Annotated in this window: 17 protein-coding genes; 9 read left to right on the top strand and 8 right to left on the bottom strand. The window is 64.7% G+C overall.

Annotated elements, in window-relative coordinates; all coding sequences use genetic code 11:
• From GD429_RS20895 to GD429_RS20880, 4 genes are all read right to left on the bottom strand, one after another.
• Window positions 1-150: FAD-dependent oxidoreductase (locus GD429_RS20895; RefSeq protein WP_124636892.1), on the bottom strand; the 150-nt coding region annotated here is incomplete at its 3' end.
• A gap of 36 nt (window positions 151-186) precedes the next feature.
• The gene (locus GD429_RS20890) at window positions 187-1,977 is read right to left on the bottom strand and encodes an acyl-CoA dehydrogenase (protein WP_152859467.1); all 1,791 of its coding nucleotides are present in this window, start codon (window positions 1,975-1,977) and stop codon (window positions 187-189) included.
• A gap of 414 nt (window positions 1,978-2,391) precedes the next feature.
• A complete protein-coding gene (locus tag GD429_RS20885; RefSeq protein WP_152859466.1) occupies window positions 2,392-3,579 on the bottom strand; it encodes an AraC family transcriptional regulator in 1,188 nt (395 codons plus the stop codon).
• Window positions 3,579-5,213 carry an AMP-binding protein gene (locus GD429_RS20880; protein WP_152859464.1) on the bottom strand — a complete coding sequence of 545 codons (1,635 nt, stop codon included), beginning with the start codon at window positions 5,211-5,213 and terminating at the stop codon, window positions 3,579-3,581. The genes GD429_RS20885 and GD429_RS20880 overlap by 1 nt, the downstream gene beginning before the upstream one ends.
• A 91-nt stretch (window positions 5,214-5,304) precedes the next feature.
• Here GD429_RS20880 and GD429_RS40550 point away from each other — a divergent pair, with 91 nt between their 5' ends.
• From GD429_RS40550 to GD429_RS20835, 9 genes are all read left to right on the top strand, one after another.
• Window positions 5,305-5,478, top strand: coding sequence for a hypothetical protein (locus GD429_RS40550; RefSeq protein ID WP_193727153.1), 174 nt, complete (start codon window positions 5,305-5,307; stop codon window positions 5,476-5,478).
• 780 nt (window positions 5,479-6,258) lie between these two features.
• Entirely contained in the window at window positions 6,259-7,092 is an 834-nt protein-coding gene (locus tag GD429_RS20870) for a ferritin (protein WP_152859462.1), read from the top strand.
• Window positions 7,093-7,108: 16 nt separating this feature from the next.
• A complete protein-coding gene (locus GD429_RS20865) occupies window positions 7,109-7,981 on the top strand; it encodes an SAM-dependent methyltransferase (protein WP_152859460.1) in 873 nt (290 codons plus the stop codon).
• Complete coding sequence (locus GD429_RS20860) at window positions 7,978-8,439, top strand: acyl-CoA thioesterase (RefSeq protein ID WP_152859458.1); 462 nt, start codon at window positions 7,978-7,980, stop codon at window positions 8,437-8,439. Before GD429_RS20865 ends, GD429_RS20860 begins: the two co-directional genes overlap by 4 nt.
• 2 nt (window positions 8,440-8,441) lie before the next feature.
• A complete protein-coding gene (gene acpP / locus GD429_RS20855) occupies window positions 8,442-8,705 on the top strand; it encodes an acyl carrier protein (protein ID WP_152859456.1) in 264 nt (87 codons plus the stop codon).
• A gap of 12 nt (window positions 8,706-8,717) precedes the next feature.
• A complete protein-coding gene (locus GD429_RS20850) occupies window positions 8,718-9,656 on the top strand; it encodes an acyl-CoA desaturase (RefSeq protein WP_152859454.1) in 939 nt (312 codons plus the stop codon).
• Entirely contained in the window at window positions 9,653-10,534 is an 882-nt protein-coding gene (locus GD429_RS20845) for an alpha/beta fold hydrolase (RefSeq protein ID WP_152859452.1), read from the top strand. Before GD429_RS20850 ends, GD429_RS20845 begins: the two co-directional genes overlap by 4 nt.
• 52 nt (window positions 10,535-10,586) lie before the next feature.
• A complete protein-coding gene (locus tag GD429_RS20840) occupies window positions 10,587-11,336 on the top strand; it encodes an SGNH/GDSL hydrolase family protein (RefSeq protein ID WP_193727152.1) in 750 nt (249 codons plus the stop codon).
• A gap of 196 nt (window positions 11,337-11,532) precedes the next feature.
• Window positions 11,533-12,639 carry an AraC family transcriptional regulator gene (locus GD429_RS20835; RefSeq protein ID WP_152859449.1) on the top strand — a complete coding sequence of 369 codons (1,107 nt, stop codon included), beginning with the start codon at window positions 11,533-11,535 and terminating at the stop codon, window positions 12,637-12,639.
• A 16-nt stretch (window positions 12,640-12,655) separates the two neighbouring features.
• On the opposite strand, the gene GD429_RS20830 is transcribed toward GD429_RS20835, so the two are convergent.
• The 4 genes from GD429_RS20830 to GD429_RS20815 form a co-directional block, all read right to left on the bottom strand.
• A complete protein-coding gene (locus GD429_RS20830) occupies window positions 12,656-14,152 on the bottom strand; it encodes a sensor histidine kinase (RefSeq protein WP_152859447.1) in 1,497 nt (498 codons plus the stop codon).
• The gene (locus tag GD429_RS20825; protein ID WP_047904016.1) at window positions 14,149-14,871 is read right to left on the bottom strand and encodes a response regulator transcription factor; all 723 of its coding nucleotides are present in this window, start codon (window positions 14,869-14,871) and stop codon (window positions 14,149-14,151) included. The genes GD429_RS20830 and GD429_RS20825 overlap by 4 nt, the downstream gene beginning before the upstream one ends.
• A 646-nt stretch (window positions 14,872-15,517) precedes the next feature.
• On the bottom strand, window positions 15,518-16,978 hold the full coding sequence (locus GD429_RS20820; RefSeq protein ID WP_321574744.1) for an NAD-dependent succinate-semialdehyde dehydrogenase: 1,461 nt from the start codon (window positions 16,976-16,978) through the stop codon (window positions 15,518-15,520).
• Window positions 16,979-17,210: 232 nt separating this feature from the next.
• Window positions 17,211-17,918 carry a GntR family transcriptional regulator gene (locus GD429_RS20815; RefSeq protein WP_152859445.1) on the bottom strand — a complete coding sequence of 236 codons (708 nt, stop codon included), beginning with the start codon at window positions 17,916-17,918 and terminating at the stop codon, window positions 17,211-17,213.
• Window positions 17,919-17,928 lie beyond the last annotated feature (10 nt).

The following is a 17,928-nucleotide window of genomic DNA, read 5'->3' as shown; positions in this document are numbered from 1 at the left end:
GCACACGCCGATCTCGGTGCCTTTCTCGGCGGCCAGCTGCTTGAGCCGGATCGCCGCCGACAGCCCGGCGGGGCCGCCGCCGACGATCACGACGTCGTATTCCATCGATTCGCGCGGGCCGTATTGCGCGAGCAAGTCCTGTGTGGTCAAAATCCTGTCTCCTCCTGCGTCCCGACCGTCAATCGATCAGAACTGGTCTTCCGTCAACGCGAGCACGCTCTCGTTGCCCTTCGCGCCGACGATCGACGCTTCGAGCCCGCCTGCCTGCACGAGAATGTGCTCCGCATAGCATTGCGCGATCGCGATCTTCGCGTCGAAGAACGCCGGGTCGCTCGCGCGGTTCGCCTGCGCGGCCACCAGCGCTCGCGCCATCTGCCAGCCGCACAGCACCACGCCCGCCAGCTTCAGGTACGGCACGCTGCCCGCGAACACCGCGTTCGGGTCCTGCTTCGCGTTCGCCACCACGTAGTCCACCACCGACGACAGCGCGCGCGCGCCCTTTTCCAACTGCGCCTTCATCGATGCGGCCGCCGCGCCGTCCAGCTTGCCCAGCGCCGCCACCGTGTCGCCGATCTCCGCGATCAGCGCCTTCGCCACCGCGCCGCCGTCGCGCATCGTCTTGCGGCCCACCAGGTCGTTCGCCTGGATCGACGTCGTGCCTTCGTAGATCGCCAGGATCCGTGCATCGCGGTAGTACTGCGCCGCGCCCGTCTCCTCGATGAAGCCCATCCCGCCGTGCACCTGCACGCCCAGGCTCGCCACGTCGTTCACCATCTCCGTGCTCCAGCCCTTCACGACCGGCACCAGATACTCGTAGATTGCCTGATGACGGCCACGCGTCGCCTCGTCCGAATGGCGGTGGGCAATGTCGCTGTGCGCGGCTGCCACGTACGCCAGCGCCCGCGCGCCTTCGGTCAGTGCACGCATCGTGCCGAGCATCCGGCGCACGTCCGGGTGATGGATGATCGTCACCGACTGCTTCGCCGAACCATCGACCGGGCGGCTCTGCACGCGTTCCTTCGCGAATTCCGCGGCCTTCTGGTATGCGCGATCGGCCACGCCGATCCCCTGCATCCCGACGCCGAAGCGCGCCGCGTTCATCATGATGAACATGTATTCGAGGCCGCGGTTTTCCTCGCCCACGAGATAACCGATCGCGCCGCCGTGGTCGCCGTATTGCAGCACCGCGGTCGGGCTCGCCTTGATTCCGAGCTTGTGCTCGATCGACACGCAGTGCACGTCGTTGCGCGCGCCCAGCGAGCCGTCGTCGTTGACCATGAACTTCGGCACGATGAACAGCGAGATGCCCTTCACGCCTTCCGGCGCGTTCGGCGTGCGCGCCAGCACCAGGTGGACGATGTTGTCCGCCATGTCGTGCTCGCCCCACGTGATGAAGATCTTCGTACCGAACACCTTGTAGGTGCCGTCGCCCTGCGGCTCCGCGCGCGAGCGCACCAGCGCGAGATCGGAGCCCGCCTGCGGCTCGGTCAGGTTCATCGTGCCGGTCCATTCGCCCGAGATCAGCTTCGGCACGTAGCGCTGCTTCTGCTCGTCGGTGCCGGCCGTCAGCAGCGCCTCGATCGCGCCGTCGGTCAGCAGCGGGCACAGCGCGAACGACAGGTTCGACGCGTTCAGCATCTCGATGCACGGCGTCGCGATCAGCTTCGGCAGCCCCTGGCCGTCGTACTCGGCCGGATGCTGCAGCCCCTGCCAGCCGCCTTCGACGAACTGGCGGAACGCTTGCGCGAAGCCCGGCGTCGCGGTCACGACGCCGTCCTTCCAGCTGCTCGGGTTGCGGTCGCCTTCGACGTTCAGCGGCGCCAGCACCTCGCCGCAGAATTTCGCGGATTCGTCGAGCACGGCCTGCGCCGTGTCGTAACCGGCATCCTCGAAGCCCGGCAACTGCGCAACGGCGTCGATGCCCGCGAGTTCCTTCAGCACGAACAGCATGTCCTTGACGGGGGCGTTATAGCTCATGGTCGATGTTCCAATCAGGCGGTGAATGAGGTGCGCCACGGGGCCGATACGGCAGAACCGGCCAGGCCCGGGCGACGAGGTGACCCATCGTAATGCCGCGATGGCCGATTCCCGTTGTCATATCCGGCCCACATGGTGACAAAATCGGCCACGGGATGCGCGGGCGCGGCCGGAAACGGCTGGCTGGATAAGGGTTTGACCGGAGCCGGTTTTGGCGAAAACGGAGAGCAATCGGCATGCCTGCCGAAGTGGCCGAGCATGCCGTCGGCGGGCGGTCGACGGCCACAACGGGAGCCGATTATGGGAATCGACGATGGGAGCCGGCCATGGGAGCGGGCGAAGGAAGCCGGTTATGGGAACGAGCAATGGAAGCCTGTTATGGGAGCCGTCTTCGAAAACCGGCTCCCCCAAGCACTACGCCCGCCGCCGATACGTCCCCGGCGTACTCCCCGTCCAGTGCCGGAACGCGCGATGAAACGCGCTCGGATCGTCGAAGCCGATATCCGCGCCGATCGCGGCGATCGTATCGGGCGTATCGGTCAGCCGCTGGATCGCGATGTCGCGCCGCAGTTCGTCCTTGAGTGCCTGGAACGTCGTCCCTTCGGCGGCAAGGTGGCGGCTCAGCGTGCGCACCGAGCAATGCAGGTGCTCGGCCGCCTGGTCGATCGCGGGCAGGTCGGGCAGCGCCGCCGACAGGTATTGCCGCACGCGATGGCACACGAGCTGTTCGCTGAACGATTCGAAGATCCAGTCGCCGGGGGCGCGCGCGAGGAACTTGCGCAGGTTGCGCTTGCTCTGCCGGATCGGCGCGTCGAGGTAGTCCGCGCTGAAGCGCATCAGCGTGCGCTCGCAGTCGAACTGCACGGAGCCGGTGAAGAAGTACAGGTGGTCGACCGCATGGCGCGGCCGCGGGCACGCGAACTCGATCCGCAGCAGCGGGATCTTCTGCCCGATCAGCCAGGAACATACGCCGTGCACGAGCTTGAGCATCAGCTCCTGGCCGAGCGCGCCGATCGGGCCGATGGCGTCGTTCGGGCGCAGCAGCACCTGCGCGACGAGACCGTCGCGCTTCGATTCGACGAAGAAGTCGTCGAGCAGGATATGGAAGAACTGGCCGAAGCGATGCAGTGCCGTTTCGAGGTTGCGCGCATCGAGCAGGCTCAGGCACAGGTACTTCAGCGTGCCGCCGCGCAGCGGGCGCGAGAAGATGCCGGGCATCTCGTCGTCGAGATCGATCGCGAGCGTGCGGTACAGCGTCGAGAACTGCTCCTCCGTCACGCGCGCATGCGGCTCGCCGAGCAGCTCGATCGGAATGCCGGCCCCGCGCAGGTAGCGTTCGACCACGTCGCGCCGTGCACCCGCGCTCGCAAGGAAACCGTTGACGAGCGAGATCGGCACCGTCGCGCTCGGCGATGGCAGCGCACGCCCGGGCAGGGCGGAAAGGGAATCTGAGCCGGTCATCGCGTCCCCGTCGATCGAACCGCTCGCATTGTACTTGAGCGGCCCGCGCGCCTGCTTCGGGGCTTTCGGGGCTTTCGGGGCTTTCGGGGCTTTCGGCGCGCCGGGCCGCGCAGCCGCGGCCGCGCGGCGCTTCGGCGCCATCAGTCGGTGCGGCTGAGTTCCCGGCGCAGGATCTTGCCGACCGTCGACTTCGGCAGCCGGTCGACGAAGCGGACGAGCTTCGGCACCTTGTAGGCCGCGAGGCTCGCGCGGCAATGCTCGACGAGCTGCGCCACCGTCACGTCGGCATCCGGCGCCGGCACCACGAACAGCTTGACGGCCTCGCCCGTGCGCGCGTCCGGCACGCCGATGCACGCGCATTCGGCGACGCCCGGCAGCGCGGTCGCGACGGCCTCCACCTCGTTCGGATACACGTTGAAGCCCGACACGATGATCATGTCCTTCTTGCGATCGACGATCCGCAGGAAGCCGGCTGCGTCGAACACGCCGACGTCGCCGGTGCGGAAATAGCCGTCCGCCGTGAACGCGGCCGCGTTCGCTTCCGGTTTCTCCCAGTAGCCGCTCATCACCTGCGGCCCCTTCACGCAGATCTCGCCCGCTTCGCCGATCGCGACCTCGCGATCCTGGTCGTCGAGCAGCTTCACGTCGGTCGACGGCAGCGGCAGGCCCGTGGTGCCCGTGAATGCGTCGATCGACTGCGGGTTGAACGATACGACCGGCGACGTTTCCGACAGCCCGTAGCCCTCGCGGATGAAATTGCCCGTCACCGCCTTCCAGCGCGACGAGATCACGTCGATCACCGCCGCGCCGCCGCCGGCCGACAGCTTCAGCCGCGACCAGTCGACTTCCTTCAGGCGCGGATGGCCGGCGAGCCCCGCGTACAGCGTGTTCACGCCGACGAACACGGTCGGCCGCGCGGCCTTCAGCACGTCGATGAACGCGTCCATGTCGCGCGGGTTCGCGACGAGCCAGTTCTGCGCGCCGATCGCGAAGTAGGACAGGAAGTTCACCGTCAGCGCGAAGATGTGATACAGCGGGATCGCGGTGACGACGACCTCCTCGCCCGGCTCCCGCGCGGCCGGCACGATCGCCGCGAACTGTCCGATGTTCGCGACGAGGTTGCGGTGCGACAGCGCGGCGCCCTTCGACAATCCGGTCGTGCCGCCCGTGTATTGCAGCAGCAGCAGGTCCGCGCCGCCCAGCGCGACCGGCTCGCACGCGAGCGACTCGCCCGCGGCGATCGCGTCCGCCAGCGCGATCGAACCGGGCGGCAGCGCGTCGCACGCACCGGCCGGCGCGTCGACCACGCCGAGATCGCCGTGCCCCACGCTCAGCACGGTGCGCACGCGCGTGCCGCCGACCACGTCGGCGAACGTGCCCATCGACCCGCCGCACACCACGGCGACCTCGACGCCCGCGTCGTTGAGCTGATGCTCGAGCTCGCGCGCGGTGTAGTACGGGTTCACGTTGACCTGGATCGCGCCGATCCTCGCGACGGCGACGAACACGACCGGAAACGCGAGCACGTTGGGCAGCATCACGGCCACGCGGTCGCCCTTGCGCACGCCGACGACCTGCTGCAGATACGCGGCCAGCGCGCTCGACAGGCGGTCGACATCGGCATAGGTCAGCGTACGGCCGAACGCATGGAACGCCGGACGATCGGCGAAGCGGCGCATCGCGTCGTCCAGCAGCGCGCTAACGGAAGGATGGCGATCGGCGTCGATCTCGGCGGGGATCGAGCCATACGACCCGGTCCAGTGTCTCTTGCTCATATAGGTATCCTTGTGCGGCCGCACACGTCGCCGGGGCGAGTGAGGGCAGCCAGTCGAGCGTCGACTATCGCTCGGCGGCCGTGATTTGCAAATGATCGGCGCGGCCGCAAAGATGATCGAAACGGACATGCGGGTCGTTCGCGCGCTTTACCGCGCAGGACGCAACGCCCTGCCGCGTATCGCGGTCACTTCGTTCGTGACACATCCTGGCGATGGGTTTTCGATGCAAAGCGCGCATGTGCCGCGCAAGACGGCGGCAATTTGAATGCACTTGATTCAGATGATTTCCGCTTCGTCAATATCGAACGATCCGCGCGAGGCATTCACGATGCACTACAACGGCTTTCTGATTTCCTGCCCGGCGGCCGACTGCGCGGTCCGGAATATTGCAAAAGGTCAAGCGCAGTAAACCTCGGCACGATTGCGCCATCGGAAAACGAAATCCATTCGATCTAATTCGCCGCCATACATTCTGATATTGACGAAACAAAGCCTCACTAGTAGAATAATTCCACCATTCTAAAATCGAGAGGCCACATGGGTTTTCATACCCAGTCGATTGTTCGCAAAGGCCGCGAACCAATTGATTTTTCTTCGATGCCGCAGCACGGCAACTTCCACTGGGGACTTCCGAGACGGCTTTCGCACCGCGCTTCATGGCGGGGCGTGCGTTTACTCGGCTGATCAAAGTTAATCCTCGCATTTCACTTTTTGCATTATCAATCGATCGCAGCTTTGCGTATCGAGTTGAGATCAACGCCGTATTCCTGCGCGCGACGGGATGTCACCGGGTCGCGCAGGGGCTTGACGGCGCGGATTCGTGATTGCGTGGATAACATGCGTTTTAGCTGCGTCACTTATGTTTTGCATCTGCTCCAATAAATCCATCGACGAAATCGTCGCCGCCCAGGCGGATATTCCCTTGCCATTCACGGAAATGCTCGAATGCTATTCGTCATGCCTGGACGGCTGTGGCTCGTGTATCCCGGTGCTTCGCGAGCGCGTCACCGGAAATGAATTGCTGCTTAGCGAAGGTGATTAAGGGATGCTTTATCCAGGTTTATTCGAAAGTCTCGAACGCGCTCGCTGGGATTTGTGCACCGATGTCCCTTGGGGGGATTTCAATCCGGGCAAGGTGACGGAACGCCAACTGCACGGCATCAAGATGAACGCCATCCTCGAATGGTCGGCCATGCCAACCGCCGAGATGTTCCTGCGGGACAATCAGGAAGACACCGATTTCTCGGCGTTCATCTCCATCTGGTTCTTCGAGGAACAAAAGCACAGCCTCGTCTTGATGGAGTATTTGCGTCGCTTCGCGCCGGATTTCGTGCCGACAGAGTCCGAGTTGGGGTCCGTACGGTTCTCGTTCGACACGGCACCCGCACTGGACAGTCTCGCCTTGCACTTTTGCGGCGAGGTGCGCCTGAACAACTGGTATCGATGCGCGAGGGAATACCACAGCGAGCCCGTCATCCGCGCAATCTATCAATTGCTGGCCAACGATGAAGCCCGGCATGCGCGTGCATACTATTCCTATATGCAGCGCGCCATCGCACATCATCCCGACGACGCAAGGCGCGCGTTTTCGAAGATCGGCGTCCTGATGACGAACCCGCGCATGAACCGGGCGATGCATCCGACGAATCTGCACGTCAACAAGACCCTGTTCCCCAATGACACCGTGAACGGTCGGTTGCCCGATCCGGAATGGCTTGGTCAATGGTTGGACGGTGAAATTCGTTTCACCGCAGACTGGGAAACGAAGGTGGAGCGCGGGATACTGTCCAATCTTTCCTCGCTGCTGAACGAGCCGTTCGACACGCCGCACGCACTTCGCAAGTATCAGAAATCGCTGGTCGCCCACGACCCGCATTGAACAGAAAAGAGTGATCATGGCCAGCAAGGCAGACATCGCATACCACTATGATGTTGATAATTCGTTATACGAACTTATCCTCGATAAACGATATCGCGCGTATAGCTGCGCGGTTTGGGACGGCGTATCGACGCTCGAAGAGGCGCAGCATCAGAAACTGGCCCGTTTGAGCCGCTTCGCCGGGATCTCGTCGGGACAGGCAGTGCTCGATATCGGCTGCGGATGGGGTGGCATGATGCAGCATGCACTCGCCGACGCCGGGGCTGCGTCCGCGGTCGGCGTAACCTTGAGCGAAGACCAGTATCGCTTCGTGTCGGATCTGAACGATCCGCGGATCGAAGTGAAGCTTACGTCATGGAAGGATTACGCCCCCTCGTGCAAATTCGATGCACTGGTCTCGATTGGCGCCTTCGAACACTTCGCGTCGCTGAACGATCGGGATGCCGGTCAGCATCGCAGTGTCTATACCGAGTTCTTCCAGTGGTGTCGCTCCGTGTCGACCGATCACGCCCGCTTGGGGCTGCAGACCATCGTGACATTGTGCATGCCGAGGAATCTGCAAGAAGTGCGCGACACGCGATACCTGCTCGAACGCGTATTCCCAGGCTCGACGCTGCCCGCGATCAGCGATATCCAGGCTGGCGTCCAGGATGCCTACGAAATAGTCGAGGCAAGGCAGATCGGCCTGGATTATGCGCGAACACTGGCCAATTGGCGTGAGCGGCTGGTCCGTCATCGCAGCGAAATCGAAGCCCGCTTCGGAACGGAGATATACGCGCACTACGATCGCTACTTTCTGGCTGCGGAAAGCAGCTTTCGTGCAGGAATCGTCGGCTTGGTCCAGATGAGCCTGAGTCCCGTGCAGAAGATGGTTGTCTTTCGCCGATGAGTCGCGCCGCGTTCGCAGACCAGCCGTCAGGGCTCGCGGTCGAGCTGGAGTTCCGCCCGTTGCCTTATGAGGTCGACTTCACCGGCTTCGTCAGCAATACCGTCGCGCCGCGCTGGATGGAGGCCCTTCGCGTCACCCTCATGGCGCGCTGCTGTCCGGAATTCGATTGCGGTGCACCGGAGCACCTGTCGGTCATAGCCGAGACCCACGTCAGGTACTTGAAACCCGTCCGCTACGGCGATGTGGTCCGCGGGCGCGCCTGGGTCGAATCCGCTTCCTATTCACGGTGGGTCGTCGCTTTCGCTTTCATGTGCACCGACAGTGACGAAGCGTTGCTGCAAGCGACGCAGCATGGCGCCTTCATTCATCCGCTCACCTTGACGCCCATACGCATACCGCGGTCCGTTCGCGAAGCGATCGCGACAGTTCAAGCCGTACCTTCAACCCACCGAGCCTAAGCATGTCCAATCAATCCATTCTGGAAAAAGTTCAAATCATCGTCGCGCATGCGCTGGACGTCGCACCGGCCGACGTATCGCCAGGAAAGTCCTTCCGTCGCGACTTCAGGGCGGACTCGCTCGACAGCGTCGAAATCATCATGGCCATCGAAGACGATTTCGGGATCGAGTTCGACCAGGATACGGCAGCCCACATCGATACCGTCGGCGAACTCGTCAACGCGATCGAGCAAGTTCAAGCGCGAAAGTGCGATGTTTCGGCATAAGCAAAAAGCGAAATGATGCAGACGTCTGGAATTCAGCGCGCTGAACGCCTCGGCATAGTCAAATTCCGCGTATGGCTGCTGCATGCGGCATCGCTGGCCATATTCGTCGTCCCGTTCACGTGGGGCCTGGCGGCCGCGGCAATCATCGGCTTCTTCATACGCGTATTCGCCTGGGAGGGAGGCTCGCACCGATATTTCTCGCATCGCGCCTTCAGTACGTCGCGTGCGTTTCAGCTGGTGCTTGCGTTGCTCGCCGCCGCCGGCGGGCAACGTGGGCCGATCTGGTGGGCTGCGCATCATAGGGAGCATCACCGACATTCGGACCAGCCAGGCGATCCTCACTCCCCGGTCCAGCGCGGCTTCTGGTATGCGCATGTCGGCTGGGTGCTCGATCAGGACAAGCTCGACACCGATCTCGACGGTGCGAAGGATCTTGCTCGCTTTCCGGAGTTGGTATGGGTCAACAAATACCACTACTTGTTTCCCTACCTTCTGCTCGTCGGCATTTTCCTGCTCGGCCAATACACCGCAGTGTTCGGGCGCACCGGCCTCGGTATGAGCGCGGTCGTCTGGGTCTTCTTTCTGAGCACTTTGTTATCGCTGCACGCCACGTTCGTCGTCAACACGCTAACGCATGCCCGCAAGCCGGGCTGGATCAATCAGCGCCGTTTCGATACGCCCGATACCACGACCAATTCGTGGCTGCTCGCGATCCCGACGATGGGCGCATCGTGGCACAACAATCACCATCGCTATATGAACTCGGCGCGCGCGGGCTTCTATTGGTGGGAACTGGATCTGACGTACTGCGTGCTGCGCCTGCTCGCGGTGATCGGCATTATCTGGGACCTTCATCCCGTTCCGCCCAAAGTGCTGCATGAAGGGAAGCTCGGCGTCGCCGAGGCGGCACTCGAACGCACATCGCAAAGCAAATACGGAAAGCAACGATGATCAACGATGTCACGCTGGCTGGAAGTCCACTCGCCATCAGGCTCTACGTCCATCTACTGAGGGGCGCCTTCCGGCTTCTACAACCGATCGGCCCGGGCCTCGCAGCGAGGCTCGCGCTCAAGATCTTTCTCACGCCGCCCGCGACCAGGGCGAGCCGCTGGGAACGCAAGTTCGAACAAGAGGGTACGCTCGATTTCGTGACGGTCGGCAATAAGCGCTTGCGCGTGCTGACTCACGGCACCGGCGACAAGACCGTCCTGCTTGTCCATGGATGGGGAAGTCGCGGCACCCATCTCGGCAGCTATGCCGACGCACTCTCGAAGCAAGGCTACCGCGTTTGTACGATGGATGGCCCCGCGCACGGGCAATCGACGGGCAAGGGTACCGACATGATGGAGTTCGCACAGGCAATCGCCGCGGTTTCGGCCCACGTCGGGGGCGTCGATATCGTCGTAGGCCACTCCTTCGGAGCGGCTTGCACGCTGTTGTCGATCAGCAGGTTCGGCCTCGCCGCGACGAAGCTGGTGCTGATCAGCTGCTTTTCCGACGCCGTATTCATCACCGACTCTTTTGCGCGATTTTTCCGGATCAAGGCGTCTGTCATTCACGCAATGCGCGTACGACTCGAACGGCGACATCGGAATGCGTGGCGTTGGGACCAGATAGCGCCGGCGCGACTGATCCGTGGCTTCGATCGGCCGGTACTGTTGATTCATGACGAGGACGACGACGAGGTGCCGTTCCGACAGGTGCAGGAACTCCATTCGAACCACATCAACGCAAGGCTTTTCTCGACACGGAAACAGGGCCACCGGAAGATCTTGCGCGACAAGACCGGCATTGCGGCCACGCTGGCCTTTCTGAACGAAGTCGCGTAGCCTCGTCGCGATTCTTCACTGCGGAAGCGCATCACCTCGATCTTCTTGCTCTATGTTGACGCTATATAAATACGCGCTTGGTCCGATCCTGCTGCTTCAGGCGAGCTGGTTGCGCCGAACCGCGCTGCGCCTGCCCGAGGCCAACGGTCCGCGCGAGGGGGCCGAGGGCGCGGATGATGGCTCGACGGCGCCCTTGCGCATTCTGGTGGTCGGCGATTCGTCGGCGGCAGGCGTGGGCGTGGACGAGCAGGAGCATGCACTGGCGCAGCCGGTTGCACGGCTCCTGGCACGCGCCACGGGCCGGCGGGTCGAATGGCAACTGATCGCGAAGTCCGGAGTCAATACGGAGGAGGCGTTGAAGCTGTTGACGGGCAGCAAGATCGGGCCGGCCGATTATCTCGTCACGGCACTCGGCACGAACGACGTCACGTCACAGCGCAAGCCGGGGCAATTCATCCGCGACTATATCGCGCTCGCGGATCATCTCGGACTGCACACCTGCGCCGCCGGCATCGTCGTGACAGGGTTGCCGCCGCTGCGCATCCTGCCGGCCGCACCGCATCCGCTGCGGTGGTACCTCGGCCGCTACGCCGTTCGACTCGATCTGGCCTTGCAGCGCTGGGCCGACCTCCATCCCGCACGACGCTATGTGTCGCTCGAGTGGGCCGCGAATCCCGCCGAGATGGCAATCGATCGGTACCATCCCGGGCCGAATCAATATCGTCGATGGGCCGAACTCGTCACCGAGAAAATTCTGACGTTGCTCGGCGAGACGAACGCGCCTTTACACGCGGGAAAGTAGTCGACATCGGCCAGTACGGATCGCCGGAGGGCGATTCAGTCACGTTGCCCGATTGCGTTGCCCCCGCCAGGTGTACGGACAACTGCCGGCGGGCGGCCGCACTCAGGGTGAACCCTGTGGCGACCCGGCGCATTCAGAGGCAGAATCGCGTACCCGGAACCGGTATCGAACCGGACTCAAGACTCAGGATTCGCTCATGCTGCGCGATGCGCTGTTGAAACCGGCGGATTCACGGCGCTCCGGCGATCGCTCGCCCGGCGCCGCGATGCCCGTCATGCTGCGTGAGAAGTGCTTCTCGCCGGCCAAGCTCGCGGTCCTGCTGCAGGTCGCGTCGGACCTGGGGCTCGACACCGGCGCGGTGCTGGCGGGAACCGATCTCGATCCCGCTGCGGTCGCCGATCCGTTCACGGTGACGTCGTCGCAGCAATTCCTGACCGCCGCGGGCAACGCGATCCGCGCATATGGCAATCCGGACCTCGGCGTGCGGGTCGGGCGCCGGCTACACGCGTCGAGCTACGGGATGTACGGCTACGCGATGCTATGCTCGGAATCGATGGCCCACGCGTTCGACTCGGCAGTCAAATATCACCAGCTCGCGAACCGCATGCTCGAGATCCGCTGGGTCGTGCAGGACGACACGGTGTCATGGCTGTTTCCCGATCGGGAAACCCTGCCGCTACCCTGCCTCGACGAGTCGCTGTACCGCTTCCTGATCGACATGCAGTTCGCGCTGCACGTGACGATCATCAAGGACGTGATGGGTGCATGGTGCGTGCCGGCGCGCGCGCAGTTCACGCAGCCGGAGCCGCCGCATGCGGCGTTGCTGTCCGACGCGCTCGAATGCCCGCTCGCGTTCGGCCAGCCGCGCAACGTGCTCGACTACCCGGCAGCGTGGCTCGCGCGCGCGCCGCAGCTCGCGAATCCGATCACCGCCGCGCAGGTGTCGTCGCATTGCGCGCAGTTGCTCGACGAATTGCGCACCCAGTCGGGCATCACGCGCCGCGTCTACCAGGAACTCACCCGCACGCCGGGACACTTCCCGGACATCGACGCGGTCGCAGACATCCTCTGCATCACGTCGCGCACGCTGCGCCGCAAGCTCGAAGCCGAAGGCACGTCGTACAGCGAACTGCTGACGAGCGTGCGCAAGGCGCTCGCGATCGACTACCTCGGCACGACCACGCTCAGCACCGAGGACATCGCACTGGCGCTCGGCTTCAGCGACGCGGTCGGATTCCGTCACGCGTTCAAGCGCTGGACCGGCACGACGCCGAGCGACGTGCGGCGCAAGCGCGGCAAGTAGCGCCTGCCGACCGCGGTCAGCGCGTGCCGTCGCCGGCCGCCGGCGCCGCGACCGCCAGCGCAAACTCGAACACCGCGCCGCGCCCGGCCCGGTCGACGAGCCGGATGCTGCTGCCGTTGAGCGCCAGCATCCGGTGCACGATCAGCAGGCCGAGCCCGCCGCTCGTCACCGTGCCGCCGCTCATCGGCCGCTGCGGCCGCTGGAACAACCCTTCGCGCCGCGCCGCCGGAATCCCCTCGCCGGTATCCGCCACGGTCACGACCACGCGGTCGCCTCGAGGCTCCAGCGCGACCTCGACCTCGCCGTGCGAGGGCGTGTGCCGCAGCGCGTTGTCGAGCAGGTTGGTCAGCACGCGCTCGATCATCCCGAGATCGGCCGACACGACCGGCACGCGCGGCGGGATCCGCGCATGCAGCACGACGCCGCGCGCCTGCGCGGCCAATTCGAATTTCTGGAACACGTCCTGCACGAGATCGACGAGCGAGAACGGCTCGCGCTCGGCCTGCACGCCGCCCGATTCGAGCCGCGCGAGCTCGAACAGCGCCTGCGCGAGCCGGCCGACCTTCGCGCTCTGCGCGAGCGCGATCGACAGGTAGCGCCGGCGTTCGGGTTCGGCGAGCGCGTCGGACTTCAGCGACAGCGTCTCCAGATAGCCGTGCAGCGACGTGAGCGGCGTGCGCAGGTCGTGCGAGATGTTCGTGATCAGTTCGCGCCGCTGCTGGTCCTGGTGCGTCAGCGTGCGCCACTGGTCGCCGATCCGGTCGGCCATCTGCGCGAACGCGGATTCGAGCACCGCGATGTCGTCGCCGCGCCGGCCCGGCAGCGAGCGCGGCATCGGCGGCTGCCTGTCGGGCGCGCCGTTCGCGTCGAAGCGGCGCAGCGCGTCCGTCAGCCGGCGCAGCGGGCGCGTGATGAAGCTGAACGCGGTGAGGCCCGCGAGCAGCCCGAGCAGCGCGACGACCGCCATCGACCACAGCGTCGTGCGCAGCACATTGCCGGCGTCGACGCGCGCGGCCAGCCGGTCGTGCGCCTCGCCGAGCAGCACCACGTAGATATAGCCCGACGGCGGCTGCCCGGCGCGCTGCAGCGGCGCGGCGCTGAACACCTTGCGCGCGTCGGGGCTGCGCGGATCGTCGCCGAGGATCGGCAGCGGCTGGCCCGCGATGAAGCGCTGCACGGGCGCGAGATCGACGCGGTCGCGCTTCACGTGGCCGGGCGGCGCATCGTCGCCCTTGATCCGCCCCGCGTTGTCGAGCAGGTACACCTCGACGCTCGGGTTCACGCCCATCAGCTGGCCGAACAGCGTGCGCACGGCGTCGGGGCGCAGCCCGTTCGCGTCCATCAGCGGCGCGCTGTTGGCGATGTTGGCGGCGAGGTCGCGCGACAGCCCCTGCACGACTTCCTTCTCGCGCATGTCGTTCGCGCGGATCTGCAGCCACGCCGACGCACCCGAGCACGCGAGCAGCAGGATCGAGAACACGAGCGACAGCCGCTGGGTGAGCGTGAGTTTCATGACGCGTCCCGTTGGCCCGGCGCGGCGAGCTTGTAGCCGCGTCCCCACACGGTGAGGATCCGCACGGGCTCGGCCGGATCGGCCTCGATCTTCGCGCGCAGCCGGTTGATGTGGGTGTTGACCGTGTGTTCATAGCCTTCGTGCTGGTAGCCCCACACGGCATTGAGCAGGTCCATCCGCGAGAACACCTTGCCCGGGTGCCGCGCGAAGAAATACAGCAGGTCGAATTCGCGCGGCGTGAGGTCGATGCGCGCGCCGTCGACGCTCGCCTCGCGCGCGATCGGGTCGATCGACAGCCCGGCGATGTCGAGCGTGCCCGCGTCGATCCGCGAATCGCGCGCGAGCGCGTCGACGCGCCGCAGCAGCGCCTTCACGCGCGCGACGAGTTCGAGCACCGAGAACGGCTTCGCCAGATAGTCGTCGGCGCCGAGCTCGAGGCCGAGGATCCGGTGCACCTCGCTCGACCGCGCGCTCGTGATGATGATCGGCGTGTAGCGCGTCATCGCACGCGCGCGCCGGCAGATTTCGAGGCCGTCGACGCCCGGCAGCATCAGGTCGAGGATCAGCGCGTCCCAGTTGCCCTGTTCGAGCAGGCGCAGCCCTTCCGCGCCGTCCGCGCTGTGCACGACTTCGTAGCGCTCGTCGCGCAGGTGCAGGCTCAGCACGTCGGCGATGTCGGCGTCGTCCTCGACGATCAGGATGCGTTTCGGATGGTCCATGGCGGTGGGTGGCGGCAGGTCGGGCTCGGTAATGGCGGTTGGTGGTGACCGGTGATCGGCTCGGGCCGGCCCGGGTCCGGCTGGCCGGTCGCCCGGTCGAATCGCGGCGCAAGACCGCGCTGCCGCCATTGTGCAAAATTTTGCGGCGGCAAGTGATCACATTTCATTTAACTTTGGATCGTGGCTGTGCTGTCAGCCAATGCCCGTAAGGCTTTTCGCTCCGGCCCCTAAAAAATTCGTGTCATCCCTCCCGAACACCAAATAGACACTAAAGGGCGGACCCGAGACGTTCCGAGCGATGGCGCAAGTTCGCACATGTCCGACCGGAATCCGCACTGCCTGCGACCTCAGCGCCACCCCGGCGCCACAACGGCGTCACCCCGGCACCGTCCGGACAGCAACCGCTCCCGACCACGGAATCACTGGTGTATCGCGTTACATATCCGTGGCGCCAATCTCGGCGTGCTCGAGCGCCTGAGTGGATAAGACCGGAACGAATCTGCGGGATGCCGAGACTGTCTTGAGCCGCCTTCTCGAAAGCAGGTCAACGTTAGCCCGCGTAGCGGCAGAGGTGCCATTGCCTCGTACGGCACCAATCGGATTCGACTCGATGACAGAGCATGGCCACTCGAGAATAAAGCGTCGATCAAACCGCCATGCACAGGTACTTGATAACCAGGTAATCGTCGATGCCGTAGTGCGACCCTTCGCGGCCCAGTCCAGACTGCTTCACGCCACCGAACGGTGCGACCTCGTTCGAAATCAGGCCCGTATTGATGCCGACCATCCCGTATTCGAGCTGCTCGGCCACCCGCCAGACGCGCCCGATATCGCGACTATAGAAATAGGCGGCAAGCCCGAACTCGGTGTCGTTGGCGAGCTTCACCACCTCGTCGTCGCTCGAAAAGCGGAACAGCGGCGCGAGCGGCCCGAACGTTTCTTCTCTCGCGACATCCATCTGCGCCGTGGTATTCAGCAGCACCGTGGGTTCGAAGAAGCCATGCCCGAGCGCATGCCGCTTGCCGCCGGTAGCAAGCGTCGCGCCTTTGTCGAGTGCGTCCGCGATATGCGCTTCGACCTTGCTGACAGCCACGTCGTTGATCAACGGCCCCAGCGTCACGCCGTCTTCCGTACCGTGCCCCACCTTCAGCCCTTTCACCGCCACCACCAGCTTCGCGGCGAACGCGTCATAAACCCGGTCATGCACGTAGAAGCGATTGGTGCAAACACACGTCTGCCCGTTATTACGGTACTTCGAAGCAATCGCACCTTCCACGGCGGCATCGAGATCGGCATCGTCGAACACGATGAACGGTGCATTCCCGCCGAGTTCGAGCGTCACCTTCTTCACGGTGGGCGCGCTCTGCGCCATCAGCAGCCGCCCCACTCCCGTCGATCCGGTGAACGAGAGCTTGCGCACCACGTGGCTGCTCGTCAGCGCGCCACCGATCGCCTTCGGGTCGCCGGTAATGATATTGAGCACGCCGTTCGGCACCCCAGCGCGCTCGGCGAGAACCGCCAGCGCGAGCGCCGAGAACGGCGTAGCTTCGGCCGGCTTCACGACGATAGGACAGCCAGCTGCCAGCGCCGGCCCGACCTTGCGGGTGATCATCGCGTTCGGGAAATTCCATGGCGTGATCGCCGCGCAAACCCCCACGGGCTCCTTGACGACCACGAGGCGCTTGTCGGCCGCCGGCGTCGCGAGCGTGTCGCCGGCCACGCGCTTGCCTTCTTCAGCGAACCATTCGATAAACGACGCACCGTAGACGATTTCGCCTTTTGCTTCGGCAAGCGGCTTGCCCTGCTCGGCCGTGAGGATCAGCGCGAGGTCGTCGGCGTTCTCGATCATGAGCTCGTACCAGCGACGCAGGACGCGCGCGCGCTCCTTCGCCGTCGTTGCCCGCCACGCCGGCCACGCCGCATTCGCGGCGTCGATCGCGCGCGATGTCTCTGCCGCGCCCATCAGCGAAACGCTGCCGAGCGTTGCGCCCGTCGCCGGGTCGCGCACGTCGAAGCGCTCGCCCGAGTCGGCCGTGCACCATTGCCCGTCGATATAAGCCTGATGACGCAGGAGCGCCGGATCCTTCAACAGCGATTTCAATTCCACGATCGTTCCTTCCGGAGATAAAAATGCATCGGGCGGCCCGGGCAGGACTCGGGCCGCAACTACCGCAAATTTCAACTGGCGGTCGACCGCGACGCCGCGACGCGAGGGCAGCGTTCCCTGCCCGTCACGTTTGGCCCGCAAACACGGCACCTACTTCGCAGTGCAAAGTAGAAGCAAGGAAAGCCGAGCTCAGTACCGTTCTGCACGCCCCAAGCGACTCAAAAACAGCGCACTACCCCGCCTGACGCCACGAAGCACTCTCGTGACCGTGAGCCAGCAGCTTGCGCGCGATCTCGGCCACCCGGTGCACGTGCGCGATTGCAGCCTCGCGCGCCGCCACGCCGTTTCCCGTCGCGATACCCGCGAGAATCTCGCGCATCTCTTCAACCGCCTGGCGCCCGCGATCGTCGGAAGCGATCGTCAGCGCGCGCAGGCGGTTGATGCGCGCGATCAACGACTGCACGATCTCCCACGCGACATGCTTCTTCCCGGCGAGGAACATGCGTTCATAGAATGCCGACGTGAGCGCCTTCACCGCCTGATGATCCTGCGCCTCGAACGCTTGCTGGATCTGCTCGATACAGGCCGCCAGATCGGCGACCAGAGGCTCGTCGGCATGCTGCGCGCAGGCCATCGCAGCCTCGCCTTCCAGCAACGCGCGTATTTCGTAGATCTCGGCCGCCGTGTCGAAGTCGAGGACCGCAACGATCGGCCCCTGGTTCGGTATCGAGTCGACCAGCCCTTCGGTTTCCAGATGGCGCAGGACCTCGCGCACGACGGTTCGGCTCACGCCCAGGATCTCGCACAGCGAGCGCTCGATAAGCCGCTCGCCCGGCTGGAAATGCGCGTCGAGGATAGCGGTGCGCATTTTCTCGAGCGCGAGCTCGCGCAGCGTGGCGGTGGGTCGCTGGACCTTGAGTGACGGCAGTTCGGGACTCATGGATGCCGCC

The sequence above is a fragment of the Burkholderia sp. BE17 genome, from assembly GCF_009362305.1.
Lineage (GTDB): Bacteria > Pseudomonadota > Gammaproteobacteria > Burkholderiales > Burkholderiaceae > Burkholderia > Burkholderia pyrrocinia_C.
The sequence above is the reverse complement of the archived record's forward strand: the minus strand, read 5'-3'. Positions and strand labels throughout refer to the sequence as shown.

Coding starts and splice junctions, on each gene's coding strand:
- GD429_RS20830 (WP_152859447.1), bottom strand. CDS start 14,152: ATGAAACTCACGCTCACCCAGCGGCTGTCGCTCGTGTTCTCGATCCTG.
- GD429_RS20825 (WP_047904016.1), bottom strand. CDS start 14,871: ATGGACCATCCGAAACGCATCCTGATCGTCGAGGACGACGCCGACATC.
- GD429_RS20850 (WP_152859454.1), top strand. CDS start 8,718: ATGATGCAGACGTCTGGAATTCAGCGCGCTGAACGCCTCGGCATAGTC.
- GD429_RS20880 (WP_152859464.1), bottom strand. CDS start 5,213: ATGAGCAAGAGACACTGGACCGGGTCGTATGGCTCGATCCCCGCCGAG.
- GD429_RS20860 (WP_152859458.1), top strand. CDS start 7,978: ATGAGTCGCGCCGCGTTCGCAGACCAGCCGTCAGGGCTCGCGGTCGAG.
- GD429_RS20835 (WP_152859449.1), top strand. CDS start 11,533: ATGCTGCGCGATGCGCTGTTGAAACCGGCGGATTCACGGCGCTCCGGC.
- GD429_RS20865 (WP_152859460.1), top strand. CDS start 7,109: ATGGCCAGCAAGGCAGACATCGCATACCACTATGATGTTGATAATTCG.
- GD429_RS20870 (WP_152859462.1), top strand. CDS start 6,259: ATGCTTTATCCAGGTTTATTCGAAAGTCTCGAACGCGCTCGCTGGGAT.
- GD429_RS20845 (WP_152859452.1), top strand. CDS start 9,653: ATGATCAACGATGTCACGCTGGCTGGAAGTCCACTCGCCATCAGGCTC.
- GD429_RS20890 (WP_152859467.1), bottom strand. CDS start 1,977: ATGAGCTATAACGCCCCCGTCAAGGACATGCTGTTCGTGCTGAAGGAA.
- GD429_RS20815 (WP_152859445.1), bottom strand. CDS start 17,918: ATGAGTCCCGAACTGCCGTCACTCAAGGTCCAGCGACCCACCGCCACG.
- acpP (WP_152859456.1), top strand. CDS start 8,442: ATGTCCAATCAATCCATTCTGGAAAAAGTTCAAATCATCGTCGCGCAT.
- GD429_RS20885 (WP_152859466.1), bottom strand. CDS start 3,579: ATGGCGCCGAAGCGCCGCGCGGCCGCGGCTGCGCGGCCCGGCGCGCCG.
- GD429_RS40550 (WP_193727153.1), top strand. CDS start 5,305: ATGATCGGCGCGGCCGCAAAGATGATCGAAACGGACATGCGGGTCGTT.
- GD429_RS20840 (WP_193727152.1), top strand. CDS start 10,587: ATGTTGACGCTATATAAATACGCGCTTGGTCCGATCCTGCTGCTTCAG.